Annotated in this window: 24 protein-coding genes and 1 pseudogene; 13 read left to right on the forward strand and 12 right to left on the reverse strand. The window is 74.9% G+C overall.

Annotation, left to right across the window (positions count from 1 at the left end; all coding sequences use genetic code 11):
• The first annotated feature begins 45 nt into the window (after positions 1 to 45).
• Positions 46 to 1,761 (forward strand): dihydroxy-acid dehydratase, encoded by a 1,716-nt coding sequence (gene ilvD, locus BKA21_RS16305; RefSeq protein WP_140460032.1) that lies wholly within the window; start codon positions 46 to 48, stop codon positions 1,759 to 1,761.
• 57 nt (positions 1,762 to 1,818) lie between these two features.
• Here ilvD and BKA21_RS16310 read toward each other — a convergent pair whose 3' ends face one another.
• From BKA21_RS16310 to BKA21_RS20290, 6 genes and pseudogenes are all read right to left on the reverse strand, one after another.
• On the reverse strand, positions 1,819 to 2,799 hold the full coding sequence (locus BKA21_RS16310) for a DUF5692 family protein (RefSeq protein ID WP_239072904.1): 981 nt from the start codon (positions 2,797 to 2,799) through the stop codon (positions 1,819 to 1,821).
• 26 nt (positions 2,800 to 2,825) lie between these two features.
• Positions 2,826 to 3,461 (reverse strand): TetR/AcrR family transcriptional regulator, encoded by a 636-nt coding sequence (locus tag BKA21_RS16315; protein WP_140460033.1) that lies wholly within the window; start codon positions 3,459 to 3,461, stop codon positions 2,826 to 2,828.
• Between the two features lie 137 nt (positions 3,462 to 3,598).
• A complete protein-coding gene (locus BKA21_RS16320; RefSeq protein ID WP_179625393.1) occupies positions 3,599 to 4,675 on the reverse strand; it encodes an NAD(P)/FAD-dependent oxidoreductase in 1,077 nt (358 codons plus the stop codon).
• Positions 4,676 to 4,680: 5 nt separating this feature from the next.
• Complete coding sequence (locus BKA21_RS16325) at positions 4,681 to 5,214, reverse strand: isoprenylcysteine carboxyl methyltransferase family protein (RefSeq protein ID WP_140460034.1); 534 nt, start codon at positions 5,212 to 5,214, stop codon at positions 4,681 to 4,683.
• Positions 5,211 to 5,696, reverse strand: coding sequence for a 3-oxoacyl-[acyl-carrier-protein] synthase III C-terminal domain-containing protein (locus BKA21_RS20285; protein WP_308463969.1), 486 nt, complete (start codon positions 5,694 to 5,696; stop codon positions 5,211 to 5,213). Before BKA21_RS20285 ends, BKA21_RS16325 begins: the two co-directional genes overlap by 4 nt.
• Positions 5,685 to 6,290: pseudogene (locus tag BKA21_RS20290) on the reverse strand (type III polyketide synthase); the annotation flags it as partial. The pseudogene BKA21_RS20290 and the gene BKA21_RS20285, both read right to left, overlap by 12 nt.
• 82 nt (positions 6,291 to 6,372) lie before the next feature.
• On the opposite strand from BKA21_RS20290, the gene BKA21_RS16335 reads away from it, so the two are divergent.
• Positions 6,373 to 7,266, forward strand: a complete 894-nt coding sequence (locus BKA21_RS16335) for a UbiA family prenyltransferase (RefSeq protein WP_373308196.1) — start codon at positions 6,373 to 6,375, stop codon at positions 7,264 to 7,266.
• An 86-nt stretch (positions 7,267 to 7,352) separates the two neighbouring features.
• Complete coding sequence (locus tag BKA21_RS16340; RefSeq protein WP_140460036.1) at positions 7,353 to 9,074, forward strand: glycoside hydrolase family 13 protein; 1,722 nt, start codon at positions 7,353 to 7,355, stop codon at positions 9,072 to 9,074.
• Between the two features lie 6 nt (positions 9,075 to 9,080).
• Here the strand turns inward: BKA21_RS16340 and BKA21_RS16345 are convergent, their stop codons facing one another.
• Positions 9,081 to 9,719, reverse strand: a complete 639-nt coding sequence (locus tag BKA21_RS16345) for an AMIN-like domain-containing (lipo)protein (RefSeq protein ID WP_140460037.1) — start codon at positions 9,717 to 9,719, stop codon at positions 9,081 to 9,083.
• A 401-nt stretch (positions 9,720 to 10,120) separates the two neighbouring features.
• Between BKA21_RS16345 and BKA21_RS16350 the strand changes: the two genes are divergently transcribed.
• The 9 genes from BKA21_RS16350 (at position 10,121) to lplB (ending at position 20,648) form a co-directional block, all read left to right on the forward strand.
• Positions 10,121 to 11,989 (forward strand): acetolactate synthase large subunit, encoded by a 1,869-nt coding sequence (locus tag BKA21_RS16350; RefSeq protein ID WP_140460038.1) that lies wholly within the window; start codon positions 10,121 to 10,123, stop codon positions 11,987 to 11,989.
• A 16-nt stretch (positions 11,990 to 12,005) separates the two neighbouring features.
• Positions 12,006 to 12,530, forward strand: a complete 525-nt coding sequence (gene ilvN / locus BKA21_RS16355; RefSeq protein WP_140460039.1) for an acetolactate synthase small subunit — start codon at positions 12,006 to 12,008, stop codon at positions 12,528 to 12,530.
• 57 nt (positions 12,531 to 12,587) lie between these two features.
• On the forward strand, positions 12,588 to 13,616 hold the full coding sequence (gene ilvC, locus BKA21_RS16360) for a ketol-acid reductoisomerase (RefSeq protein ID WP_140460040.1): 1,029 nt from the start codon (positions 12,588 to 12,590) through the stop codon (positions 13,614 to 13,616).
• A gap of 71 nt (positions 13,617 to 13,687) precedes the next feature.
• On the forward strand, positions 13,688 to 14,215 hold the full coding sequence (locus BKA21_RS16365; protein WP_140460041.1) for an ASCH domain-containing protein: 528 nt from the start codon (positions 13,688 to 13,690) through the stop codon (positions 14,213 to 14,215).
• A 90-nt stretch (positions 14,216 to 14,305) separates the two neighbouring features.
• On the forward strand, positions 14,306 to 15,370 hold the full coding sequence (locus BKA21_RS16370) for a 3-isopropylmalate dehydrogenase (protein WP_140460042.1): 1,065 nt from the start codon (positions 14,306 to 14,308) through the stop codon (positions 15,368 to 15,370).
• 90 nt (positions 15,371 to 15,460) lie between these two features.
• Positions 15,461 to 16,570, forward strand: a complete 1,110-nt coding sequence (locus BKA21_RS16375; RefSeq protein ID WP_140460043.1) for a branched-chain amino acid aminotransferase — start codon at positions 15,461 to 15,463, stop codon at positions 16,568 to 16,570.
• Positions 16,571 to 16,872: 302 nt separating this feature from the next.
• A complete protein-coding gene (gene cimA, locus BKA21_RS16380; protein ID WP_239072902.1) occupies positions 16,873 to 18,486 on the forward strand; it encodes a citramalate synthase in 1,614 nt (537 codons plus the stop codon).
• A 78-nt stretch (positions 18,487 to 18,564) separates the two neighbouring features.
• Positions 18,565 to 19,524, forward strand: coding sequence for a sensor domain-containing protein (locus BKA21_RS16385; protein ID WP_170209084.1), 960 nt, complete (start codon positions 18,565 to 18,567; stop codon positions 19,522 to 19,524).
• 47 nt (positions 19,525 to 19,571) lie between these two features.
• The gene (lplB, locus tag BKA21_RS16390) at positions 19,572 to 20,648 is read left to right on the forward strand and encodes a lipoate-protein ligase small subunit (RefSeq protein ID WP_140460046.1); all 1,077 of its coding nucleotides are present in this window, start codon (positions 19,572 to 19,574) and stop codon (positions 20,646 to 20,648) included.
• 33 nt (positions 20,649 to 20,681) lie between these two features.
• Here lplB and BKA21_RS16395 read toward each other — a convergent pair whose 3' ends face one another.
• The 3 genes from BKA21_RS16395 to BKA21_RS16405 form a co-directional block, all read right to left on the reverse strand.
• Positions 20,682 to 21,050: a DUF202 domain-containing protein gene (locus BKA21_RS16395; protein WP_140460047.1), complete on the reverse strand. Its 369-nt coding sequence runs from the start codon at positions 21,048 to 21,050 to the stop codon at positions 20,682 to 20,684.
• Positions 21,047 to 21,433: a YidH family protein gene (locus BKA21_RS16400; RefSeq protein WP_140460048.1), complete on the reverse strand. Its 387-nt coding sequence runs from the start codon at positions 21,431 to 21,433 to the stop codon at positions 21,047 to 21,049. Before BKA21_RS16400 ends, BKA21_RS16395 begins: the two co-directional genes overlap by 4 nt.
• Positions 21,434 to 21,641: 208 nt before the next feature.
• On the reverse strand, positions 21,642 to 22,463 hold the full coding sequence (locus BKA21_RS16405; RefSeq protein WP_373308195.1) for a YggS family pyridoxal phosphate-dependent enzyme: 822 nt from the start codon (positions 22,461 to 22,463) through the stop codon (positions 21,642 to 21,644).
• An 85-nt stretch (positions 22,464 to 22,548) separates the two neighbouring features.
• On the opposite strand from BKA21_RS16405, the gene BKA21_RS16410 reads away from it, so the two are divergent.
• The gene (locus BKA21_RS16410; RefSeq protein ID WP_140460049.1) at positions 22,549 to 22,947 is read left to right on the forward strand and encodes a YccF domain-containing protein; all 399 of its coding nucleotides are present in this window, start codon (positions 22,549 to 22,551) and stop codon (positions 22,945 to 22,947) included.
• Between the two features lie 4 nt (positions 22,948 to 22,951).
• Here BKA21_RS16410 and ybaK read toward each other — a convergent pair whose 3' ends face one another.
• Both ybaK and BKA21_RS16420 read right to left on the reverse strand, forming a co-directional pair.
• Complete coding sequence (gene ybaK, locus BKA21_RS16415) at positions 22,952 to 23,452, reverse strand: Cys-tRNA(Pro) deacylase (protein WP_140460050.1); 501 nt, start codon at positions 23,450 to 23,452, stop codon at positions 22,952 to 22,954.
• A 35-nt stretch (positions 23,453 to 23,487) separates the two neighbouring features.
• Positions 23,488 to 24,120: a VIT1/CCC1 transporter family protein gene (locus tag BKA21_RS16420; RefSeq protein WP_140460051.1), complete on the reverse strand. Its 633-nt coding sequence runs from the start codon at positions 24,118 to 24,120 to the stop codon at positions 23,488 to 23,490.
• Between the last annotated feature and the right edge of the window lie 136 nt (positions 24,121 to 24,256).

Below are 24,256 nucleotides of genomic sequence, written 5' to 3' on the forward strand. Positions count from 1 at the left end.
CCCCGAGGGGATGCTCCCCGCCGGGGTGCTGCCTAGTCTCGGCTCATGACGAGCACGCAGGAGCCGGCGCCGGGCGTCGACATCAAGCCGCGGTCGCGGCAGGTCACCGACGGGCTGGAGGCGACGGCGGCGCGCGGCATGCTGCGCGCGGTCGGCCTCGGGGACGAGGACTTCGCGAAGCCGCAGATCGGCGTCGCGAGCTCGTGGAACGAGATCACGCCGTGCAACCTCTCGCTCGACCGGCTGGCCAAGGCGGTCAAGGGCGGGGTGCACGCCGGCGGCGGGTACCCGTTGGAGTTCGGCACGATCTCGGTGTCCGACGGCATCTCGATGGGCCACGAGGGCATGCACTACTCGCTGGTCAGCCGCGACATCATCGCCGACTCCGTCGAGACGGTCATGATGGCCGAGCGGCTCGACGGGTCGGTGCTGCTGGCCGGGTGCGACAAGTCGCTGCCGGGCATGCTCATGGCCGCCGCGCGCCTGGACCTGGCCAGCGTCTTCCTCTACGCGGGCTCGATCATGCCGGGCTGGGTGAAGCTGTCCGACGGCACCGAGAAGGACGTGACGATCATCGACGCGTTCGAGGCCGTCGGCGCGTGCGCGCGCGGGCTGATGAGCCGCGAGGACGTCGACCGCATCGAGCGGGCGATCTGCCCCGGCGAGGGTGCGTGCGGGGGCATGTACACGGCCAACACGATGGCGTCGGTGGCCGAGGCCATGGGCATGTCGCTGCCCGGGTCGGCGGCCCCGCCGTCGGCCGACCGGCGCCGCGACCAGTTCGCGCACCGGTCGGGCGAGGCCGTGGTCGAGCTGCTGCGCCGCGGGATCACCGCGCGGCAGATCATGACCAAGGAGGCGTTCGAGAACGCCATCGCCGTGGTCATGGCGTTCGGCGGGTCGACGAACGCGGTGCTGCACCTGCTCGCGATCGCGCACGAGGCCGAGGTCGACCTCACCCTCGACGACTTCAGCCGGGTCGCGGCCCGCGTGCCGCACCTGGGCGACCTCAAGCCGTTCGGCCGGTACGTGATGAACGACGTCGACCGGGTCGGCGGCGTGCCCGTGGTCATGAAGGCCCTGCTCGACGCAGGTCTCCTGCACGGCGACTGCCTGACCGTGACCGGCCGCACGGTGGCGGAGAACCTCGCGGAGATCGCCCCGCCCGACCCGGACGGCAAGATCCTGCGGGCGCTGGACGACCCGATCCACCGCACCGGCGGCATCACGATCCTGTCCGGCTCGCTGGCGCCCGAGGGCGCGGTGGTGAAGTCCGCGGGCTTCGACTCCGACGTCTTCGAGGGCACCGCCCGGGTGTTCGAGCGGGAGCGCGCGGCGCTGGACGCGCTGGAGGACGGCACGATCCGCGCCGGCGACGTCGTCGTCATCCGGTACGAGGGCCCCAAGGGCGGGCCGGGCATGCGCGAGATGCTCGCGATCACCGGTGCCATCAAGGGCGCGGGGCTGGGCAAGGACGTGCTGCTCGTCACCGACGGCCGGTTCTCGGGCGGCACGACGGGCCTGTGCGTGGGGCACATCGCGCCGGAGGCCGTCGACGCCGGTCCCATCGCCTTCGTCCGGGACGGCGACCGGGTCCGGCTCGACGTCGCGCACGCCCGGCTCGACCTGCTCGTCGACGACGACGAGCTCGTCGCCCGCCGGGAGGGCTGGGCGCCGCTGGCGCCGCGCTACACCCGCGGCGTGCTGGGCAAGTACCAGAAGCTCGTGCAGTCCGCGTCGAAGGGTGCGGTGCTGGGCTGAGCGCGGGTGCGGGGCGTCGCCTCGGCGACGCCCCGCGGTCCCGGTCGGCGGTGCGGGTCAGCCCTGCAGCGCGGGCGCGGGCCGGCCGGGGGTGGTGCCCTCGACGTCGGCCCGGTGGCCGGGGATGCGCTCGACGACCCGGCGGTACGCCGGCAGGTCGGTCCACAGCTCGTCGCGCAGCGGGTGCAGGCGGCGGGTGCGCAGGCGGTGCACCTGGTAGACGACGACCGCGACGTTGGCCGCGAGCGACAGCGCCGACGCGGTCATCAGCGCCGCGGGGGAGTGCGAGGACTGCACCGCGAACGGCGAGTCCGACACGAACGCCGGGAACGCCATCGTGAACATCATCCAGAACGCCAGGGTGTGCGCACGGTGCTGCAGCCACGCGCCGCGGCGCAGCCAGAACGCGGGGATGGTGCAGGACAGCAGCAGCGCCGCACCGGCGTAGAAGGCGTGGTCGCCGACGCAGTTGTACACGTAGGCGAAGTTCCACAGGTCGTACGCGACGATCCAGAACCAGAGCATGTCCGGCCAGATCATGTCCTTGGTCCGGTCGCGGCTGACGTAGATGCCGACCCAGCCGCAGATCGTGACGATGTTGAGGATCCCCGCGACGCCGTTCATGACGTTCCACGGGCCGGGCACCATCGTCACGCCGTCGACGACCCCGGCGTCCATGCCGGCGACCTGGAAGTCGCGGACCACGGCCTCGGCGATGTTCAGCGCGAGGATCGCCGGCGGGAACAGCAGCATCCAGCGGTGCGCCGCCAGGCGGGGCACGTACCGGATGAGCATGAAGCCGATGCACCCGGCGAGCGCCGAGTAGACCTTGACCCAGTGGAACCACGAGCCCGTCGACGACCCCTCGCCGGCGGTGTGCGGCCAGACGAGGACGGTCAGGACGAGGGGCAGGGCGACGAACAGCGCGAGCCCGGCGACCTTGCCGCGGCGCGAGATCTCGTTGAGCCCGATGAGCGCGGCGAGGACGACGACGAACATCAGCGCCTGCAGCGGCGTGATGCTCTCGAACAGGAACATGTCTCTCCTTCGGGTGAGCCCTGCCGCTACGGTGCGGCGGGGTCGGGGGTGGGCAGGTCGGTCGGGGCCAGGCGCAGGGTCTGCCGCACGAGCGCGACGAGCACGTCGTCGGGCGTGCCGGGCCGGGAGCGGACGAGCGCGATGAGCCCGTGCACGAGGACGACGAAGGTCGCGCGCACGTGCGTGATCTCGATCGTGTGGCGGGCGGCGTACGCGGGGATCGTCGTGGTCTCGAGGGTGTCGACGAGGGCCTCGACGGCACGGTCGAGGAACCGCACCGCGAGGGCGGCGTCGTCGAGCCGGGGCACCGCGGGTCGCGCGGGGTGCGGCGCGTCGCCACCACGGGTCGGCACGTGGTGGCGCAGCAGCGCGACGGCGCTGACCACGGCGCCGTCGACGTCGCCCGGGCGGCGAGCGGCGTCCCACGCGCGCAGGTCGGCGACGAAGTCGTCGATGCACGCGTCGAGGACCTGCTCGACGAGCGTCTCCATGTCGCCGACGTAGTGGTAGACGAGGCCGCGGGTGACGCCGACGCGGTCGGCGACGTGCGCGAACGTGGTGGCCCGCACGCCCTGCTCGGCGAACAGCCCGCGGGCGGCGCGGACGATCTCGTCGCGTCGGGCGTCGGGGGTCTTGACGACCCTGCGCTGCGTCTCGGCCATGGCGACGACGCTATTGACGAAGTGTCAACGGGCTCGGGGACGGAGGTCCCGGGATCGCCCGGACGGGTGTGCGGACACCTGTCCAGGACCGCCCCGCGGACTCGGGATCACCCGGACGGGTGAGGTCCCGTGGGGCCTCAGCGCGCCAGCCGCTCCACCACCGCGCCGAACAGGGCGGGCGCGCGGCGCGCGAGCGGCACGACGGCCGGTCGCAGCGGGGACGTCGCCCAGGCCACGAGGGCGGACGTGAGCACCCGGTAGTCGCGGGTGGCCGCCCGCCAGGCGCGCTCGTACGCGGCCGCGTCGTCGAGCGTCGCGACGGCGGCCCGCGCCTGCGCGAACCCCACCCGCAGCCCCTCGCCGGTCAGGGCGTCGACGTACCCGGACGCGTCGCCGACGAGCCGGGCGGCGCCCGTGGTGCGGTGCGTGCTGCGTGCGCGCAGCGGGCCCGCCCCGCGCACGGGTCCGTCGGGGGCAGCCCCGTCGAGGTGCGCGGCCAGCTCGGGCAGCGCCGCGACGGTCGCGTCCAGGTCCGTCCCCCGCGGGCCGAGGACGGCCACGCCGACGAGGCCGGGGCCGACGGGGGTCACGTACACCTCCGCGCGGGCGGCCCAGTGCACCTCGACGAGGTCGGTCCACGGCGCCACCCGGTAGTGCCGGCGCAGGCCGTAGCGCCGCCGGTCGTCCTCCGGTCCCGCGCTCCGGGGCGTGACCGCGGGCTCCAGCCCGAGCCGGCGCCGCGTCGGGGAGTGCAGCCCGTCGCACACCAGCAGGTGCCGTGCGGTCCGGCCGTCGACCTCGACGCCGTGCGGGGTCAGGCGCACGGCGGACGCGCGGGCGGGGACGACGACCGCGCCGAGGTCGACCGTGCGAGCGTGCAGGGCCTCGTGCAGCGTGGTCCGGCGTACGCCCCGACCGGGCGCGACGCGGAACCGGTGGTCGACGTGCCCCGCGGGCGACCGGTAGCTGATGCCCGCCAGCACGTGCCCGGGCGGGTCGACGTCCCAGGACTGCAGCAGCCGCAGGGCCCCGGGCATGAGCCCCTCCCCGCACGCCTTGTCGACCGGCCCGGCCCGCGGCTCGAGCACGACGACCTCGAGACCGCGCAGGCGCGCCTCGACGGCCGCGGCCAGGCCCACCGGGCCACCACCGACCACGAGCACGTCCGTGTCGGACGCGGGGCGGGGCCCAGGGCTGCGTCCGGCGCCGGGCACCGTGCTCAGACCGGCTCGTGCACGGCCTGCAGGGCGCGCTCCTCGGCGGGGATGCGGAACCGCAGCAGCAGGACCGCGTTGAGCACGGTGAACGCGACCGCCGTCACCCACGCCGTGTGCACGAGCGGCAGCGCCAGCCCCTCGACCACGACCGCGACGTAGTTGGGGTGCCGCAGCCACCGGTACGGGCCCCGGTCGACCAGCGGCAGCCCGGGCACCACGATCACGCGGGTGTTCCACCGCTCGCCGAGCGTGCCGATGCACCACCACCGCAGCGCCTGGCTCGCGACCACGAGGACCAGGGCGGGCCAGCCCAGCCAGGGCAGGAACGGGCGGTCCGCGACGAGCACCTCGACGACGCACGCGACCAGGAGCCCGGTGTGCAGCGCCACCATGGCCGGGAAGTGCCCGCGGCCGCTCTCGACCCCGCCCCGGGCGAACGACCAGCGGGCGTGCCGCGTGGAGACGACGAGCTCGGCGAGCCGCTCGACGGCCGTGAGGCCCACGACGACCAGGTACAGGGTCAGCACGGGCGTCATCCTCCCGTGGACCAGCGCAGGAGCACCACCTCGGCGCTCACCCCGGGCCCGAACGCGAGCACGACCCCGGGCGACCCGGGCGGGGTGCCCGCGGCGAGCGTGCGGTCGAGCACGTCCAGCACGGACGCCGACGACAGGTTGCCCACGGCGGCCAGGGACGCGCGGCTCGTGGCCAGCGCCTCGGGCGGCAGGCCCAGCGCGCCCTCGACGGCGTCGAGGATGCGGGGACCGCCCGCGTGCACGACCCAGCGCGTCACGTCGCCCGTCTTGAGCCCGTGCGCCGCGAGCAGACCCTCGACGTCGGGGGCGAGCTCGGCGCGGACGACGTCGGGAAGTCCGGGGGACAGCACGATGCGGAAGCCGGACGCCCCGACCCGCCACCCGAGGTCGCCGGCCGTCCCCGGGTACAGCCGGCTGCGCGACGCGACGACCGTGGGCCCGGCCGCGCCGGCCGCCCGTGGGTGGTCACGGCCCACGACCACGGCCGCCGCCGCGCCGTCGCCGAACAGGCCGCTCGCGACGAGGTTCGCCGGGTCGCTGTCCCCGTGCTGCAGGGTCAACGAGCACAGCTCCAGGCTGACGAGCAGGGCGACGTCCTGCGGGTGGCCGACGAGGTGGTCGTGCACGCGTGCCAGCCCCGCCGCCCCTCCCGCGCAGCCCAGACCGAAGGTCGGCACACGGCGCACGTCGCTGCGCATGCCGAGCAGCCCGACCAGCGCGGCGTCGACCGAGGGGGCGCCGATGCCCGTCACCGAGGTGAAGAGCACGAGGTCGACGTCGGCCGGCGCGACGCCCGCCCGCCCGAGCGCGGCAGCGGCGGCCTGGGCCGCCAGGCCGGTGCCGAGCTCCAGGTACAGGTCGTTGGCCTCGCTGAACCCCCGCACGTGCGGGTACCGGTCGAGCGGCAGCACGGTGTGCCGCGTGGCGACCTCGCAGCCGGCGTGCAGGCGCCGCAGGAGCGTCGCGGCGCGCTCGTCGTCCCCGGCGACGAGCGGTGCGGTCACGCGCGTGATGTCGGCCTGGGCGTGCGCGGGCCCGGGCAGGGCGGTGGCGACGGCGAGGACCTGGGACATCCCGGCATCGTCGCACCGGCGGACGCGGCCCGCCCGGTGGGGCGCCCGACCTCCGCCGTCGGTCCGCGGGGGATACCGTCGCCCTGTGCCTCAGCCGCCGACCTCCCCGACGCGTCGGCGGTCGTCGTCGGGCGGCGGTGCGAGCGCCGCGACCGCCGCGGCGCTCGCCCGCGCCTGCCACCCCGGCCCCACCGTGGTGGTGACCGCGCTGAGCGCGGCGCTGGCCGTCGGGCTCGGCGCCGACGCCCCCACGGTGCTGCTCGTGCTGCTCGTCGTGCTGACCGGCCAGCTGTCGATCGGCTGGTCCAACGACTGGGTCGACGCGGCCCGCGACCGTGCGGCGGGCCGCACCGACAAGCCGGTCGTGCAGGGTGCCGTCACGGCTGCGGCCCTGCGCACCGCGGCCGTCGCGGCCCTCGCCGTGTCCGTCGCCGCGTCGGCGCTCGCCGGGCCGGCGGCCGCGGCCGCGCACCTCGGTGTGGTGGCGATGGGCTGGGCCTACAACGTCCGGCTGAAGTCCACGGCGGCGTCCTGGGTGCCCTACGCGGTCGCGTTCGCCCTGCTGCCCGCGTTCGTCGTGCTGGCGCTGCCCGGCCCCGCGCTCCCGGCCGGCTGGCTGCTCGCCGTCGGTGCGCTGCTCGGCGTGGGCGCGCACCTGGCCAACGTGCTGCCCGACCTGGAGGACGACGCCGCGACGGGCGTCCGGGGCCTGCCCCACCGGCTGGGCCGTCGCACCACCGGCGTGCTGGCGCCCGCCGTGCTGGCGCTCGCGGTGCTGGTCGCCGTGCTCGGCCCGCCCGGTCCGCCCGCGCCCGCCGGTGCGGTGGTCGGTGCCGCGGCGGTGCTCACGGCCGTGGCGGCCGGTGCCGTCGGGCTGCGGCGCGAGCGCAGCCGGCTCCCCTTCACGCTGGCGATGGCCGTGGCGCTCCTGTGCGTGGCCGCGCTGGTCCTCTCCGGCGCCCGCGGTGCCACCACCTGAGCTCCGACCGGCGGCACGCACCGGGTGCGGCCGGGCGCGCCGGCTGGAAGGGTCGGGGGAGCCATCGGACCCCGGGAGGAACCGGCATGACCTTCACGCGCGAGGACGCACCCTGGTGGACGGGAGCCGTCGTCTACCAGATCTACCCGCGGTCGTTCCAGGACAGCGACGGCGACGGCGTGGGCGACCTGCGGGGCGTGCTCCAGCGCGTCGACCACCTCGCGTGGCTCGGCGTCGACGTGGTCTGGTTCTCCCCGCTGTACCGCAGCCCGCAGGACGACAACGGCTACGACATCAGCGACTACCAGGACGTCGACCCGGTGTTCGGCACGCTCGAGGACCTCGACGAGGTGGTCGCCGCGCTGCACGCGCGCGGCATCAAGGTCGTCATGGACCTCGTCGTCAACCACACCAGCGACGAGCACCCCTGGTTCGTCGAGTCGCGCTCGTCCGTCGGCAGCCCGAAGCGCGACTGGTACTGGTGGCGTCCCGCCCGCCCCGGCATGGCCCCCGGCACCCCCGGCGCCGAGCCGACGAACTGGGGCTCGTTCTTCTCCGGGCCCGCCTGGGAGCTCGACGAGGCGACGGGGGAGTACTACCTGCACCTGTTCAGCCGCAAGCAGCCGGACCTCAACTGGGAGAACCCGCAGGTCCGCGAGGCCGTCTACGCGATGATGCGCTGGTGGCTCGACCGGGGCGTCGACGGGTTCCGGATGGACGTCATCAACCTCATCTCCAAGCACGTGGACGACCACGGCGAGCTGTCCGACGCGCCCGCGGGCGACGGGCGCCTCGCGCCGCAGGGCGCGGGCTCGACCAACGGCCCGCGGCTGCACGAGTACCTCCAGGAGATGCACCGCGAGGTCTTCGCCGGCCGGCGCGCCGGGCTGCTCCTCGTCGGCGAGACGCCGGGCGCCACGGTCGACGACGCCGTGCTGTTCTCCGACCCCGCGCGCGGCGAGCTCGACATGGTGTTCACGTTCGAGCACGTGGGCCTCGACCACGGCCCCGGCGGCAAGTTCGACCCCGTGCCGCTCGACCTGCGCGAGCTGAAGGCCACGATGGCGCGCTGGCAGGCCGGCCTGCAGGACGTCGGCTGGAACGCGCTGTACTGGGACAACCACGACCAGCCGCGCATCGTGTCCCGGTTCGGCGACGACGGTGCCTACCGCCGCGAGTCGGCGACCATGCTCGCCACCGTGCTGCACCTGCACCGCGGGACGCCGTACGTCTACCAGGGCGAGGAGCTCGGGATGACGAACGCGGGCTTCACGTCCCTGGACGACTACCGCGACATCGAGTCCCTGCGGCACGCCCACGACGCCCGCGCGGCGGGCCACGTGAGCGACGAGCAGCTGCTCGCGGGCCTGGCCGCGGCGAGCCGCGACAACGCGCGCACGCCGGTGCAGTGGGACGCAGGGCCCCACGCGGGCTTCACGACCGGCGAGCCGTGGCTGCCGGTGACCGCGAACCACACGCACGTCAACGCGGAGGCCGAGCGTGCGGACCCCGCGTCGGTGCTGCACCACTACCGGCGGCTGCACGCGCTGCGGCACGAGGACGAGGTGGTGCGCCTGGGGGACTTCACGCTCCTGCTGCCCGACCACCCGCACGTCTACGCGTTCACCCGCGCCCTCGGCGACGACGCGCTGCTGGTGCTCGGCAACTTCTCCGGCGAGGAGCAGCGTGCCGAGGTGGGCGACGGCTGGGGCGAGCTCGTGCTCGGCAACGTGCCCGAGCCGGCCGTGGTGCGCGACGGCGCCGTGACGCTGTCCCCCTGGGAGGCCCTGGTGCTCCGGCGCGCCTGACGCCGGTCAGTCGTCCTGGACGTCGACGACGACGCGCACCGGGTCCTCCAGCAGGGTGACCCGGAACGGCCGCTGCTCGTCGAGGCCGACGAACGACTGCGTCATGCCCTCGAACGTCAGCGGCCGGGTGACGTGCTCGACGTCGCCCGCACCGGGGCGCAGGTCCTCGGCGAACTCCTCGTGGCCGGTGTCGAACGGGTACCCGGTGCCGGTGACCCACACCTCGAGGGTGGCGTCGCCGTCGACGTCGACGACCTCGCCCGAGGGGTCCTCGACGGCCTCGTCGACGTAGCCGACCCGCCAGCCCGGCAGGCCCTCGCCCGCGAGCTCGTACACGACGCGGTCGTACCCGTCGTGCTCCCCGGTGCGGACGTCAACGACGGTGAGGAACGAGTCCGCGGCGGGCTCGGCCGTGAGCTCGTCGCCGACGGGTGCGAAGGCGGTGCCCACCACGTCGTCGTCGGGCGCGACCGTGCCGTCGTCGTCGGGGGACGGCGTCGGGGTGGTCGGTGCGGGGGACGCGCTCGCGGGCAGGCTGGTGCCCGACGCCGCCGGCTCGGCCTGCCCCGCGCAGCCGGTGAGCGTCACCCCGAGCGCGAGCACCGCCGCGGCGCCCGTCCTGCCACGTCCTGCGGTCCTGGTCACGTGCCACCCCCGTCCTGGTCCCGGCGTCCGCCGGGGCTGTCCGTCTGCCGTCCACAGTAGGTCGGGCGGTCGCGGTCGGCGCGCAGGCGCGCTCGCCGCCGTGCCGCGACGACCTGGGCGCCACCGCGCGGGGCGACCGGCATGCGAAACGGTGAACCACGATGTGAGACGGCGGCCGGGGGATGTGACAGCGCGCGGGGAGCGGCGTAGTGTCGCCGACGTGCAGACGATCCTCGTAGTAGCCCCGGAGCGCGCCGGCTGACGCCGTCCGACCCAGGTCTGCTGTCCGCGCGCTCGCCCCTCGTCCGCCCCGGTGCCCGGGGCCGAGGGGCTTTGTCGTGTCCGGGCCCGCACCACCACGGGCCCAGCCCTCACCCGCCACCGACCCGCAGGAGACGACGATGGTCCAGGGTCCCCACCCCGCACCGCCGCGCACGGCGGCCCGCCCCGTGCGGCCCGCCGACACCACGGCCCGACCTACGACGGACGCCGTCCCCGTCGTGACGCAGCGCATCGGCCCCGAGGACGTCACGGGTGCCCAGGCGATCGTCCGCTCGCTCGAGGAGGCCGGGGTCGAGGTCGTCTTCGGCATCCCCGGCGGCGCGATCCTGCCCACGTACGACCCGCTGATGGACTCCACCCGCCTGCGGCACGTGCTCGTGCGGCACGAGCAGGGCGGCGGCCACGCGGCGGCCGGCTACGCGTACACCTCCGGCAAGGTCGGCGTCACCATGGCGACCTCGGGGCCCGGGGCGACCAACCTGGTCACCGCGATCGCCGACGCGCACATGGACTCGGTCCCGCTGGTGGCGATCACCGGGCAGGTGGGCGCGTCGCTCATCGGCACGGACGCGTTCCAGGAGGCCGACATCCTCGGCATCACGTTGCCGGTGACCAAGCACAACTACCTCGTCACCGACCCCGACGACATCGCCCGCACCATCGCCGAGGCGTTCCACATCGCCTCGACCGGGCGTCCCGGGCCCGTGCTCGTCGACATCGCCAAGTCCGCCATGCAGTCGCGCACCACGTTCACGTGGCCGCAGGAGATCGCGCTGCCCGGGTACCGGCCCGTCACCAAGCCGCACAGCAAGCAGATCCGCGAGGCGGCCCGCCTGCTCGCGACCGCGCGCCGACCGGTGCTGTACGTCGGCGGCGGCGTGATCCGCGCCGGGGCGTCGGACCTGCTCCGCCGGCTCACCGACCTGTCGGGCGCACCTGCCGTGACCACGCTGATGGCCCGCGGCGCGCTGCCCGACTCGCACCCGCAGCACCTGGGCATGCCCGGCATGCACGGCACCGTCGCCGCGGTGGCCGCGCTGCAGAAGGCGGACCTCGTGGTGGCGCTCGGGGCGCGGTTCGACGACCGCGTCACCGGCAAGCTGTCGAGCTTCGCGCCGAACGCCGCGGTCGTCCACGCCGACATCGACCCCGCCGAGATCGGCAAGAACCGCCGCGTCGACGTGCCGATCGTCGGCGACCTGCGCGAGGTGATCGGCGACCTGCTGCCCGAGCTCGAGCGCGAGCACGCCCAGCACGGCCGCCCGGACCTCGAGGCCTGGTGGCGCCAGCTCGACGCGTGGCGCGAGACGTTCCCGCTGGGCTACGACGAGCCGACCGACGGCCTGCTCGCGCCGCAGCACGTGATCTCGCGCATCGGCGAGATCTCCGGGCCGGAGTCGGTGTTCGTCGCCGGTGTCGGCCAGCACCAGATGTGGGCGTCGCAGTTCATCCGCTACGAGCGGCCGGCGTCCTGGATCAACTCCGGCGGCCTGGGCACCATGGGCTTCGCGGTGCCCGCGGCCATGGGCGCCAAGGTGGGCGACCCCTCGCGCACGGTGTGGGCGATCGACGGCGACGGCTGCTTCCAGATGACCAACCAGGAGCTCGCCACCTGCACGATCAACGAGATCCCCATCAAGGTCGCGGTGATCAACAACAGCTCGCTCGGCATGGTGCGGCAGTGGCAGACCCTGTTCTACGAGTCCCGCTACTCCAACACCGACCTGCACACCGGCCACGGCACCGCCCGCGTGCCCGACTTCGTCAAGCTCGCCGACGCGTACGGCGCGGTGGGCCTGCGCTGCGAGTCGAAGGCGGACGTGGACGCCACGATCCGCCGCGCCATGGAGATCGACGACCAGCCCGTCGTCGTGGACTTCACGGTGTCGCGCGACGCGATGGTGTGGCCGATGGTCGCCGCCGGCGTGAGCAACGACGACATCCAGTACGCGCGGGGCATCAGCCCCGCGTGGGACCGCGAGGACTGAGGAAGGAAGCCGAGCCATGACCCGCCACACCCTGTCCGTCCTCGTCGAGAACAAGCCCGGCGTGCTCACGCGCGTCGCCGGCCTGTTCGCGCGCCGCTCGTTCAACATCCACTCCCTCGCCGTGGGCCCCACGGAGCACGACGAGATCAGCCGCATCACCGTGGTCGTCGACGTCGACGCGCTGCCCCTGGAGCAGGTGACCAAGCAGCTCAACAAGCTGATCAACGTCATCAAGATCGTCGAGCTCGAGGACGCCGCGTCCGTGCAGCGCGAGCTGCTGCTCGTCAAGGTCAAGGCCGACGTCTCGCAGCGCACGCACGTGCTCGAGGTGGTCCAGCTGTTCCGGGCGCACGTCGTCGACGTCGTGCCCGACACGGTCGTCGTCGAGGCGACCGGCGGCCCGGGCAAGCTCGAGGCGCTGCTCGCGGCCCTCGAGCCGTTCGGCATCCGTGAGATCGTGCAGTCCGGCACCGTCGCCATCGGCCGCGGCTCGCGGTCCATCACCGACCGTGCGCTCGAGCGCGTCGGCCGCTCGGCCTGACGACCCCCACCCGTTTCCCCGCATCCCCGTAACGCCAGAGAACCGAGGAGAACCACCGTGGCTGAGCTGTTCTACGACGACGACGCCGACCTGTCGGTCATCCAGTCCAAGAAGGTCGCCGTCATCGGCTACGGCAGCCAGGGGCACGCGCACTCGCTGAACCTGCGCGACTCCGGCGTCGACGTCACCGTCGGCCTGCGCGAGGGCTCCGCGTCGCGGGCCAAGGCCGAGAACGAGGGCCTCAAGGTCGCCACGGTCGCGCAGGCCGTGGCGGGTGCCGACGTCGTCGTGATCCTGGCGCCCGACCAGGTCCAGCGGCACGTGTACCGCGACGAGATCGAGCCGAACCTCGCCGAGGGCGCCGCCCTGGTGTTCGGCCACGGCTTCAACATCCGCTTCGGCTACATCAAGCCCGCCGCGGGTCACGACGTGCTGATGGTCGCCCCCAAGGGCCCCGGCCACCTCGTGCGGCGCGAGTACGTCGACGGGCGCGGCGTGCCCGTGATCGTCGCGGTCGAGCAGGACGCGTCGGGCGCGGCGTGGGCGCTCGCGCTGTCCTACGCCAAGGCCATCGGCGGCCTGCGCGCGGCCGGCATCAAGACGACGTTCACCGAGGAGACGGAGACCGACCTCTTCGGCGAGCAGGCCGTGCTCTGCGGCGGCGTGTCCCAGCTGATCCAGTACGGGTTCGAGACCCTCACCGAGGCCGGCTACCAGCCCGAGGTCGCGTACTTCGAGGTGCTGCACGAGCTCAAGCTCATCGTCGACCTCATCTTCGAGGGCGGCATCACCAAGCAGCGCTGGTCGGTCTCCGACACGGCGGAGTACGGCGACTACGTCTCCGGCCCGCGGGTCATCACGCCCGACGTCAAGGCGAACATGCAGGCCGTGCTCGCGGACATCCAGAACGGTGCCTTCGCGCAGCGGTTCATCGACGACCAGGACGCCGGGGCGCCCGAGTTCGCCGCGCTGCGCGCCAAGGGCCAGAACCACCCCATCGAGCCGGTCGGCCAGGAGCTGCGCAAGCTGTTCGCCTGGGTCAAGCCGTCGGACTCCGACTACACGGAGGGCTCGGCGGCGCGCTGAGCCTGACGCCGCCGCGGCGCACCCGGTCGTCCGACCGGGTGCGCCGCGGCTGTTTCGGCGAGGATGGGCGCATGACCGGACCGAGCACGGACCAGGCCGCCGACGGCGTCGACGACACCCGCATCCAGGCCTTCTGGGAGGCCGCCCGCGGCCACCTCGGCCAGGGCAAGCTCGACAGCGTGCTCGGCGAGCTCGTGCGCGACGTCGTCCCGCCGCCGTCGTGGTCCTTCGGGGACTCGCCGGCCCTGGCCGACCAGCTGCTGGCGCTCGTGCTCGAGGGGCGCAAGACCGGCACGTCGACCGCGCTGGCCGAGATCGAGGACGAGGGTGTGGCGCTCCCGCGGCGCGGCGAGCTGTCGATCGTCACGGACGGCACGGGGGAGCCGCGGGCGCTGCTGCGCACCACCGAGGTCGTCGTGGTCCCGTTCGACCAGGTCGACGAGGCGTTCGCGGCCGCGGAGGGCGAGGACGACCTGTCGCTCGCGTCGTGGAGGGCCGAGCACGAGCGGTACTGGCGCCGGGTGCTGGGCGACGACCGGTTCACCACGGCGATGCCTGTCGTGACCGAGCGGTTCGAGGTCGTGTACCCGCGACGCTGACGCGCGCGGGCGCGACGGGGCGGGGTGGGGCGGTGATCGTCAGGTGAGACGAGGTGTCCGGTGCGTGGACGCGTGGCTAGGGTGGTCGGCATGAGCGACCGCGTCGTCCCACCGTCCCTGCGGCTGGCCGTGGTGCCCGGCGACGGCATCGGGACCGAGGTCGTCGAGCAGGGCCTGCTCGTGCTGGAGCAGGCGCTGCGCGGCACCGGCACGACCGTCACCACCACGGACTTCGACCTCGGCGCGCGCCGCTGGCACGCCACGGGTCAGACCCTCACGGACGAGGACCTCGCCGCGATCCGCGGCCACGACGCCATCCTGCTCGGCGCCATCGGCGACCCCGGCGTCCCGTCGGGCGTCCTCGAGCGCGGCCTGCTGCTGCGGCTGCGGTTCGCGCTGGACCACTACGTCAACCTGCGCCCGGGCAAGCTCTTCCCCGGCGTCACCTCCCCGCTGGCCGCCCCCGGCGAGGTCGACTTCGTCGTGGTGCGCGAGGGCACCGAGGGCCCCTACGTCGGCAACGGCGGCGCGATCCGCGTCGGGACCCCGCACGAGGTGGCCAACGAGGTCAGCGTCAACACCGCGTTCGGCGTCGAGCGCGTCGTGCGCGACGCGTTCGCCCGCGCCGCCGCCCGTCCGCGCAAGAAGCTCACGCTGGTGCACAAGCACAACGTGCTGGTGCACGCCGGCCACCTGTGGCGGCGCACCGTCGACGCGGTCAACGCCGAGTTCCCCGACGTGACCGTGGACTACCTGCACGTCGACGCCGCGACGATCTTCCTCGTCACGAACCCGTCCCGGTTCGACGTCATCGTCACCGACAACCTGTTCGGCGACATCCTCACCGACCTCGCGGCGGCGATCACCGGCGGGATCGGCCTGGCCGCGTCCGCCAACATCAACCCCGACCGCACGGCTCCCAGCATGTTCGAGCCCGTGCACGGCTCCGCCCCCGACATCGCGGGCCAGGGCAAGGCCGACCCGACGGCGACCGTCCTGTCGGTCGCGATGCTGCTCGACCACCTCGGCCTGCCCGACGCCGCCGCGCGCGTCGAGGCCGCGGTCGCCGCCGACCTCGCCGAGCGCGGCACGGCCGGGCGAGTACGGTCGACGGCCGAGGTGGGTGCCGAGCTCGCCGCGCGCGTCGCCGGCTGACCGTCACCGGGCCGGCGCCCGCGCGCCGCACCTGTCCACCCGGCCGTCCGCACCGGTACCGTCGACGTCGACCCTGGTGAAAGGCCCCTGATGAGCACTCTCGCGTCCCCCACGTCCGCCCCGGCGTTCGCGGTCCGCCGCACGACCGCGCCCGTCCCCGACGCGGAGCGGGCCGCCGCGCTCGCCGCCCCGCGCTTCGGCACGGTGTTCACCGAGCACATGTCCCGGATCAGCTGGTCGCAGGCCGACGGCTGGCACGGCCGGCGGGTCGAGCCCTACGGCCCCCTCCAGCTCGACCCCGCGACGGCGGTGCTGCACTACGCGCAGGAGATCTTCGAGGGTCTCAAGGCGTACCGGTACCCCGACGGCAGCGTCTGGACGTTCCGCCCCCAGGCCAACGCCGAGCGGTTCCAGCGCTCCGCCCGCCGCCTCGCGCTGCCCGAGCTCGCCACCGACGACTTCCTCGGTGCGATCGCCGCGCTCGTCGGCGTCGACGAGCCGTGGGTGCCGTCGGGGGAGGAGACGAGCCTCTACCTGCGGCCGTTCATGTACGCCTCCGAGAGCTTCCTCGGGGTCCGTCCGTCGCTCGAGGCCGAGTTCCTCGTCATCGCCTCGCCCGTCGGCCCGTACTTCGCGGGCGGGGTCCAGCCCGTCGCGATCTGGGTCTCGCAGGAGCACCACCGCGCCGGCGCCGGCGGCACGGGGGCGGCCAAGTGCGGCGGCAACTACGCCGCGAGCCTGCTGCCGCAGCAGGAGGCCTACGCCAAGGGCTTCGAGCAGGTCTGCTTCCTCGACGCGTCGACGAACACGCTCCTCGAGGAGCTCGGCGGGATGAACGTGTTCGTCGTGCACGCCGACGGTCGCGTGGTCACGCCCGCCCTGTCCGGCTCGATCCTCGAGGGCGTCACGCGCTCGTCCATCGTGCAGATCCTGACCGACGCCGGGCACGAGGTGTCCGAGGCCGACGTCCCGCTGGCGACGCTGCTGGCGGGCCTGGCGGACGGGTCCGTGACCGAGGTCTTCGCGTGCGGCACGGCCGCGGTCGTCACGCCGATCGGCCGCCTCGCCGGCGAGGGCTTCGACCACACCGTCGGAGACGGTGCCGCCGGCCCGGTGACGATGCGCGTGCGCGCCGAGCTCACGGACATCCAGTACGGCCGGGCGACCGACCGGCACGGCTGGATGCACCGGCTCGTCTGACGTCGTCCGTGGGGCGGGCCCGCCCGCCCCACGGACATCCGTCCCACCAGCTGGACGACGTGCCGGTGCTGCCCGCCGTGTGCGACGATCGCGGTGTGACCCGCTTCACGCTCATCATCGCGTAGCGCGTCGGACGACACGTCCGACGCGCAGACCTCCCGTACCCCGGGGGGTCTTTTTGTTGGGACACGATGGTCCGCCCGGCACCACCCCCGCCGGTCGGAGCCGTCGCGACGGGACCGGCACACCCCTGCCGGCCGCCGACGTCGACACCCGCGCCGCACGCCCCCGAGGAGCTCGCCGTGACCGACCCGACCTTCCACGTCTACGACACCACGCTGCGCGACGGCGCCCAGCAGGAGGGCATCAACCTCTCCGTCGCGGACAAGCTCGCGATCGCCCCGCTGCTCGACGAGCTCGGCGTGGGGTTCATCGAGGGCGGCTGGCCGGGCGCCGTCCCCAAGGACACGGAGTTCTTCAAGCGGGCCGCCAAGGAGCTCGACCTGCGCAACGCCGAGCTCGCGGCGTTCGGCGCCACCCGCAAGCCCGGCACCCGGGCGGTGGACGACCCGCAGGTCCGGGCCCTGGTGGACTCCGAGGCGTCGGTCGTGACCGTCGTCGCCAAGTCCGACGTGCGCCACGTGGAGCGCGCGCTGCGCACCACACCGGACGAGAACCTCGCGATGATCACCGACACCGTGACGTTCCTGCGCCGCGAGGGCCGGCGCGTCGTCGTGGACGCCGAGCACTTCTTCGACGGGTTCGCGGTCGACGCCGCGTACGCGCGCGCCGCCGTGCTCGCCGCGTTCGAGGCGGGTGCCGAGGTCGTCGCGCTGTGCGACACGAACGGCGGCATGCTGCCCGACCAGGTCCGCGAGGTCGTCCTCGACCTGCGCGCCCACGTCGGGCCCGCCGCGGTGCTCGGCATGCACGCCCACAACGACTCCGGGTGTGCGGTCGCCAACACCCTCGCCGCGGTCGAGGCCGGCTGCGCGCACGTGCAGGGCACCGTCAACGGCTACGGCGAGCGCACCGGCAACGCCGACCTGCTCTCGGTCGTGGCCAACCTCGAGCTCAAGCTCGGACGCCCCGTGCTCGCGCGCACCGAGGGCGTCCCCGGCGGGCTCGCCGAGCTGACGCGCATCGCGCACGCCATCAGCGAGCTCACCAACATCTCGCCGTTCGCGCGCCAGCCGTACGTCGGCGCGAGCGCGTTCGCCCACAAGGCCGGGCTGCACGCCTCCGCGATCAAGGTCGACCCGGACCTCTACCAGCACACCGACCCGGGCCTCGTCGGCAACGACATGCGCATGCTCGTGTCCGACATGGCCGGGCGCGCGTCCATCGAGCTCAAGGGTCGCCAGCTCGGGTACGACCTCGCCGAGCACCCCGACGTCCTGGCGCGCCTCACCCACCGCGTCAAGGACTCCGAGGCCAACGGCTACACGTTCGAGGCCGCCGACGCGTCGTTCGAGCTCCTGCTCGTCGAGGAGGTCGAGGGCCGGCGGCCCACGTACTTCCGGGTCGAGTCGTGGCGCGCGATCGTCGAGCGCAACGGCGGCCGCGGCACGCCCGCCACGGCCGAGGCGACCGTCAAGCTGCATGCCGGCGGGGAGCGGATCGTCAGCACCGGGGAGGGGAACGGGCCCGTCAACGCCCTCGACCACGCCCTGCGGCAGGCGCTCCTGCGCGTGTACCCCGAGCTCGGCGAGTTCGAGCTCATCGACTTCAAGGTCCGGATCCTCGACCAGATGCACGGCACCGACGCGGTCACCCGGGTGCTCATCGAGACGACCGACGGCGAGACGTCGTGGAGCACCGTCGGGGTCGGGCCCAACCTCATCGAGGCGTCGTGGGAGGCGCTGACCGACTCGACCATCTGGGGCCTGCGCCACCACGGCGTCGCGCCGCGCTGAGCGTGGACCGCGCGTCGGCCCGCCGGACGGCCTAGCCTTCAGCGGGTGGCGACCCGCCCACCGCGAGAGGAGCACCCCGTGTCCGGCACGGACCCCGGCCCGTCCAGCCTCGAGCCAGCCCGCGGGGCGCCGGAGGACGGCGAGTGGCCGGCGCACGGGTGGCGGGCGCACAGCCGGGGCGGCACGTGGGTGCTCGTGCTCGTGCTCCTCGCGCTGCTGGTCCTCGGCGTGGGCGTGACCCAGCCGTGGAACACCGGTGACGCGGCCCCGCCGCCGGTGACCACGGCGACCGCGCCCGACCCGTCCACCGGGACGCCCACGCCGGCCGCCACGCTGCCCGGCGACGGCGCGTCGTTCGACGAGGACACGCTCGGCTCCCTGCTGCTCACACGCCGCGACGTCGAGGGTGCGCTGCCCGGCGCCGCCGACGGCGTGCGGCGCACCGTCGAGCCCGGCGACCTCGCCTGGGGGCTGCCGGACGGCGCCGCGGTGACGCCGCCCGCCTGCACCGTCGCGCTCTCCGTCGTCGGCCGGGCCCCGGACGCGTACGACGCGCAGTGGTGGGAGAACGACGCGCTGGAGGTGACCCAGGAGGTCGTCGTGCTCGGCTCCCAGCAGTCGGCCCGGGACGCGTTCCGCGAACTCGTGACCGCGGTCGACGCCTGCCCGCGGTACGTGCTGGCGGACGCGCCCGACGAGGCCCCGCAGGGCGCGAGCCCGAGCCCGACGACGGCCGCCGCGACGCAGCGGTCCGTGTGGACCACCGAGCCGGCGATCGAGGGCCGCGGCGTCTACCCGGGCATCGTGCAGGAAGCCACGGTCGACGACGGCGACGACGTGCGGGCCCAGTACCGCGGCTACGTCCTCGTCGGCAACGCCCTGGTGTCCTGGACGGCGACGGCGCTGGACCCGGAGGCCGTCGAGGACCCGCCCGCCGTGCTCGGCGACCCCGTCGAGGTCAGCGCCGTCGTCCAGGAGCGCGCGCGCAGCGCGGTGGCGGCCCAGGCCGCCACCGCCACGCCCGCCCCCACGGGCTGAGGCGACGGTCCCGGGGACCCGTGGCCGCGCGCGCCTAGGGTGGGGGCGTGCACGGTGCGTACAAGGTCCCCGAGGGCAAGATGGTCGTGGTCGACGTCGACGTGGTCGACGGCCGGCTGCGCGACGTGGCGCTGAGCGGGGACTTCTTCCTCGAGCCGGACGAGGCGCTGGACGTGCTCGCCGCGGCGCTCGACGGCGTGGCCGCGGACGCGACCGTCGGCCAGCTCGCCCAGGTGCTCGACGACGCCCTGACGCTCGCTCAGGACCAGGGCCGTCTCGCCGCCCCCGTCGCGATGGTCGGGTTCGACACCCGCGCGGTCGCCGTCGCCGTGCGCCGCGCGCTGGGCCTGTCGACGTCGTGGGACGACCACGAGTTCGCCCTCCTGCTGCCCGGGCCGATGCCGCCCGCGCAGCACGCCGCCCTCGACCAGGTGCTCGCCGAGGAGCTCGCGGCCGGCCGCCGCGGGGCGACGCTGCGGTTCTGGGAGTGGGAGGAGCCCGCCGTGGTCATCGGCTCGTTCCAGTCCCTGCGCAACGAGGTCGACCTCGACGCCGCCCAGCGCCACGGCGTGACCGTCGTCCGTCGGATCTCCGGGGGCGGCGCGATGTTCATGGAGGCCGGCAACTGCATCACGTTCTCCCTCGTCGTGCCCGCGTCCCTCGTGGACGGCATGACGTTCGAGGCGTCGTACGCGTTCCTCAACCAGTGGGTGCTCGGGGCGCTCGCCGACGTCGGCGTCGCCGCGAGCCTCACGGGCCTGAACGACATCGCGTCGCCCGCGGGCAAGCTCGCCGGGTCCGCGCAGAAGCGCCTCGCCGGCGGCGCGGTGCTGCACCACGTGACGATGTCGTACGACATCGACGCCGACAAGATGCTCGAGGTGCTGCGCATCGGCCGCGAGAAGCTCTCCGACAAGGGCACCCGCTCGGCGAACAAGCGCGTCGACCCGGTGCGCTCGCAGACGCAGATGCCGCGCGAGCAGGTGATCGACGCGTTCGTCGCGCACTTCCGCGGACGCTTCCGCACGGTCGACGACACCCTGCGTCCCGCGGAGGTCGCCCGCTCCCTCGAGCTCGTCGCGACCAAGTTCGACGACCCGGTGTGGACCGCGCGCGTGCCCTGACGGGTCTGCCGGACCGGGCGCGGGGGAGCGGTGTCAGCCGCGCGCGACCAGGAGGACGCCGCACAGCCCCAGCAGCGCGGTGCCCGCGGCCGTCACGGTGACGAGCCGGCCGCCCCCCACGACGCCGTGCGGGTGCGCGGGGTCGCGGGCGTCCGCCCGTGCCAGGACGCGGCGCCGGTGGGCGACGGCGAGGACGAGCACGGCCAGGACGACCCCGACGCCCGCGACGCCCCACGCCGCCCCGCCGAGCGTGGGCTGCAGCAGCCGCCCCGCGGCCAGCGACCCGCCGAGCAGCGCGAGCGCCGTGCGCCGCCACGCGAGCGCGGTCCGTTCGGCGGCCAGCGGGTCGGCGGCGGGCCCGGCGGGCCGCCCCGGCGGCAGCCCGGCCTCGCTGCCGCTCATGCCAGGAGCACCCCGAGCAGCACGAGCACCCCCGCCAGGGCGACCCCGACGACGAGCACGGCGAACGACGTCGGTGCCGGCAGGGCGTCGCCCCGCCGCATGGCCCGCTCGGCACGTGCCCAGCCGATCCACGCGGCCGGCGCCGCGACCGCGCCCAGCACGACGAGGACCACCGCCGCCGCGAGGCGCAGCCCCGGGTGGATCGGCAGGGCGAGGGCCTCGAGGGCGACACCCGCGGCGAGCAGCGCCAGCGCCGTGCGGACCCAGGCGAGGAAGGTGCGCTCGTTGGCGAGCGAGAAACGGGCGTCCGGCTCGGCACCGACGGAGTACACCCACCGGGGCCGTCGGCCGGCGGTCGGGTCGGGCACGACGGGGGAGGGCATGGCGGCATCTTCGCACCGGATGTATCACGGCGCGGCCGAGACTCTCCTCACCTGCGCCGGCCGGGGCGGAGGGGCCCAGGCCGGCACCTTCGTCTGCCGGGGGGTGGGTCGTGCCCGAGGAGGACCGTGCGCTGCGCCGGGTCGTGCTGATCGAGCGCCGCGAGGCGATGCGCGTGCCGCTGCTGCGTCGTCGCGCCGCGGCCCGCGCCTACGCCGCCGCGGTGCTGGTGGGCGCGGGCCGGGAGCCGAAGACCGCGGTGCCGACGCGCACGACGGTCGCGCCCTCCGCCACCGCGAGCTCGAGGTCGCGGCTCATGCCCATGGACAGCCCGCCGGCGTGCGCGGTGCCGGGTGCGCCGGACGCGACCACGTCGTCGCGCAGCGTGGCGAGCAGCCGGTAGCCGGCACGCACCACGTCGGCGTCCGGCGAGTGCGCGCCGACGGTCATCAGACCCGCGAGCCGCAGCCCGGGCAGGGCGGCGACCCGCACGGCGACGTCGACGGCCTCGGTGGGCGTCGTCCCGTGCTTCGTCGGCTCCCCGGACACGTTGACCTGGACCCAGACGTCCAGGGGGTCCGCGCGGCCGGCGACGCGGTCCGACAGGCGGCGGGCGAGGTCCTCGTCGGCGACGGACTCGACGGCCGCCGCCCACCGCAGGGCGGCGTTGACCTTGTTGGACTGCAGCGGCCCGATGACGTGCCACCGCGGCGCCAGGTCCGTCAGGGCGGGGGCCTTGGCCACGAGCTCCTGCACGCGGTTCTCCCCGAGCAGCACCGGGGCCGTGCCGGAGCCGGCTGCCCGGGCCGCGGCGTCGGCGTGCAGGGCGGCCCGCACGGCGTCGGCCGTCATGGTCTTCGACGCGAGCAGCACCTGCACGGCGTCGACCGGGCGGCCCGCGGCCCGGCACGCGCCGGCGACGCGGGCCCGGACCGTCGCCAGCCGCTGCGCCACCTGTGCGGCGTCCGGGCCGTGGACCCCGTCACCGGGCCCGGGGACGGTGACGTCGGCGGGGGGCGGGGTGTCGGCCACGAGCCTGACGGTACCCGCAGGACCAGGGTCCGCTCAGGGCCGTCCCGGATCCCGTGCGCGCCCGGCGCGTGGCACCGTGGAGGGGGTGAAGACCCTGCTCAACATCATCTGGCTCGTGTTCGCCGGTGCCTGGCTCGCGCTCGGCTACGTCGCGGCCGGCATCCTGTGCTGCGTGCTCGTCGTGACGATCCCCTTCGGCATCGCCTCGTTCCGCATCGCCAGCTACGTGCTCTGGCCGTTCGGCCGCACCATCGTCGACAAGCCCACCGCGGGCGCGTGGTCCACGATCGGCAACGTCGTCTGGGTGCTGGTCGCGGGCGTGTGGCTGGCGATCGGGCACGTCGCGACGGCGATCCCGCTGTTCGTGTCGATCATCGGCATCCCGATGGGCATCGCGAACCTCAAGCTCATCCCGGTGTCGCTGCTGCCGCTCGGCAAGCAGATCGTGCCGACCGACCGCGCGTTCGCCGCCTACGGGCGCTGACGGCTCAGTCCGCGGCCACGGCGGCGACGACCGCGCCGGTGAGGGCGACCAGGGCGTCGGGCGCGAGCTCGACGTCGAGGCCGCGCCGCCCGCCGGAGACGAGCACGGTGTCGAACAGCCACACGCTCTCGTCGACGACCGTGCGCAGCGCGGTGCGCTGGCCGAGCGGCGAGATGCCCCCGACCACGTACCCTGTGGCGCGCTCGGCGGCCCGCGGGTCCGCCATGGCGGCGCGCTTGGCGCCGACCGCCTGCGCGAGCGCCTTGAGGTCGAGCCTGCCCGTGACGGGCACGACCGCGACCGTCAGCGTGCCCTCGACGTCGGCGACGAGGGTCTTGAACACCTGCTCGGGCGGGAACCCGAGCAGGTGGGCGGCCTCCAGGCCGTACCCGAGGTCCGACGCGGGGTCGTGGGTGTACGCGTGCGCGGTGTGCACGACCCCGGCGGCGACGAGCGCGGCGAGCGCCGGCGTGCCCGCGCTCGCGCGGGTGTCCTTCCTGACCACGGGCCCAGGCTAGGCCCGCGGGGCCCTGCGCGGCGTCAGACCGCCGTGCCCACGAGCGTCCCGATGCCGTAGGTCACGGCCATCGCGACGGAGCCCCCGAGGACGTTGCGGGCGACCGCGCGACGGTGCGAGGCACCCGTGAACCGTGCCGAGGCCCAGCCGGTGAGGACGAGCGCGACGAGCACGGCGGCGAAGGTCACCGGCACGCGCCACGCCACGGCCCAGGGTGCGAGGACCACGAGGAGCGGCACGAGGCCGCCCGCGGTGAACGCCAGCAGCGAGGCGAGGGCGGCGTGCCAGGGGTTGGTGAACGCCTCCTCGGAGTCGGCGCCGCCGATGGGGCGTCCGGCCGCGGCGGCGACGCGCTCGGCGTCGCGCTGGCTGCTGACGGACACGTACTCGCCCGCGGCCATCGACAGCGCACCGGCCAGCAGGGCCGCGCCACCGGCCAGGCCGATCGTGGCGGTCGACGCCGCGGCGCCCGCCACACCGACGACGGTCGCGGCGATGGAGACGATGCCGTCGTTGGCGCCGAGGACCCCCGCGCGCAGCCAGTTGAGGCGCTGCGCGGCGTGGTGGGGTGCCGGCGGCGCGTCGTCGGGGCGCGCCGACGACCCCGGGGCGGGGGTGCCGAGGGGGGTGCGCAGGTGCTCGCCGATCGTCGTCATACGGTCACGGTAGGCCCGTGCTGACGATCTGTCATCGAAGCAAAGCCTGCCCTGACCTGCGACGATGCAGGTGTGCCTCACCTCACCGGGGTCACCGGCCGGTCCGCGCGCGTCGCCCGCAGCCGGTGCCCGCGGC

It is taken from the genome of Cellulomonas oligotrophica (assembly GCF_013409875.1).
Classification (GTDB): Bacteria; Actinomycetota; Actinomycetes; order Actinomycetales; family Cellulomonadaceae; genus Cellulomonas; species Cellulomonas oligotrophica.

Excerpts from the sequence above, each read along its gene's own strand:
- ilvD (WP_140460032.1), top strand. The coding sequence starts at position 46 with ATGACGAGCACGCAGGAGCCGGCGCCGGGCGTCGACATCAAGCCGCGG.
- BKA21_RS16310 (WP_239072904.1), bottom strand. The coding sequence starts at position 2,799 with ATGTTCCTGTTCGAGAGCATCACGCCGCTGCAGGCGCTGATGTTCGTC.
- BKA21_RS16315 (WP_140460033.1), bottom strand. The coding sequence starts at position 3,461 with ATGGCCGAGACGCAGCGCAGGGTCGTCAAGACCCCCGACGCCCGACGC.
- BKA21_RS16325 (WP_140460034.1), bottom strand. The coding sequence starts at position 5,214 with ATGACGCCCGTGCTGACCCTGTACCTGGTCGTCGTGGGCCTCACGGCC.
- BKA21_RS16340 (WP_140460036.1), top strand. The coding sequence starts at position 7,353 with ATGACCTTCACGCGCGAGGACGCACCCTGGTGGACGGGAGCCGTCGTC.
- BKA21_RS16350 (WP_140460038.1), top strand. The coding sequence starts at position 10,121 with ATGGTCCAGGGTCCCCACCCCGCACCGCCGCGCACGGCGGCCCGCCCC.
- ilvN (WP_140460039.1), top strand. The coding sequence starts at position 12,006 with ATGACCCGCCACACCCTGTCCGTCCTCGTCGAGAACAAGCCCGGCGTG.
- BKA21_RS16365 (WP_140460041.1), top strand. The coding sequence starts at position 13,688 with ATGACCGGACCGAGCACGGACCAGGCCGCCGACGGCGTCGACGACACC.
- BKA21_RS16370 (WP_140460042.1), top strand. The coding sequence starts at position 14,306 with ATGAGCGACCGCGTCGTCCCACCGTCCCTGCGGCTGGCCGTGGTGCCC.
- BKA21_RS16375 (WP_140460043.1), top strand. The coding sequence starts at position 15,461 with ATGAGCACTCTCGCGTCCCCCACGTCCGCCCCGGCGTTCGCGGTCCGC.
- BKA21_RS16395 (WP_140460047.1), bottom strand. The coding sequence starts at position 21,050 with ATGAGCGGCAGCGAGGCCGGGCTGCCGCCGGGGCGGCCCGCCGGGCCC.
- BKA21_RS16400 (WP_140460048.1), bottom strand. The coding sequence starts at position 21,433 with ATGCCCTCCCCCGTCGTGCCCGACCCGACCGCCGGCCGACGGCCCCGG.
- BKA21_RS16420 (WP_140460051.1), bottom strand. The coding sequence starts at position 24,120 with ATGACGACGATCGGCGAGCACCTGCGCACCCCCCTCGGCACCCCCGCC.